Raw genomic sequence first — 603 nt, 5'->3', positions numbered from 1 at the left:
GACGCCGTCGCCGACAAGGTCACCCCGTCCAACATCGTCCACCGCCAGACCGACAAGGTCCGCGACGCCGTCACCGGAGTCAAGGAGAAAATCATGGGCGCAGCCGACACCGCCACCACCAAAGTCCACGACACCACCACCACCGGCGCAGGACACACCACCAACGCCCTGCACTCCGCCGGCGACAGCCTCCACGACGCCAAAGACACCGTCTCGGCCAAACTCACCGACGCCGGCCAGGCAGTCTCCCACGCCCCCGACCAGGTCAAAGCCAAAACCCAGGGCAACCCCCTGGCCGCCGGCCTGATCGCCTTCGGCGCCGGCCTGCTCGTCTCCTCCCTGATCCCGCCAAGCCAGAAAGAACGCGAAGCCGCGGACCAACTCAAAACCGCAGCCCAGCCCCTGGCCCACGAACTCACCGACGCCGCGAAAAACATGGCCCAGGACCTCAAGGAACCCGCCCAGGAAGCCATGGAAAACGTCAAAGCCACCGCCACCGACGCCGCCCAAAACGTCAAAGCCGAAGGCCAAATGGCCGCCACCGACGTCAAAGACCGCGCCACCACCGCCAAAGACAACGTCCAAAACACCTAAACCAGGGCG

At 65.7% G+C, this 603-nt stretch carries 1 protein-coding gene; it reads left to right on the top strand.

Going from position 1 to position 603, the window contains the following annotated elements; genetic code table 11:
- Window positions 1-594 (top strand): DUF3618 domain-containing protein (locus AC3IMC_RS20425; protein WP_490920724.1); only part of this gene is annotated, 594 nt, incomplete at its 5' end.
- Window positions 595-603: the final 9 nt, after the last annotated feature.

The sequence above is a fragment of the Arthrobacter sp. E70 genome, assembly GCF_058266945.1.
Note: the sequence above shows the minus strand (reverse complement) of the source record. Positions and strands in the feature narration are given on the sequence as shown.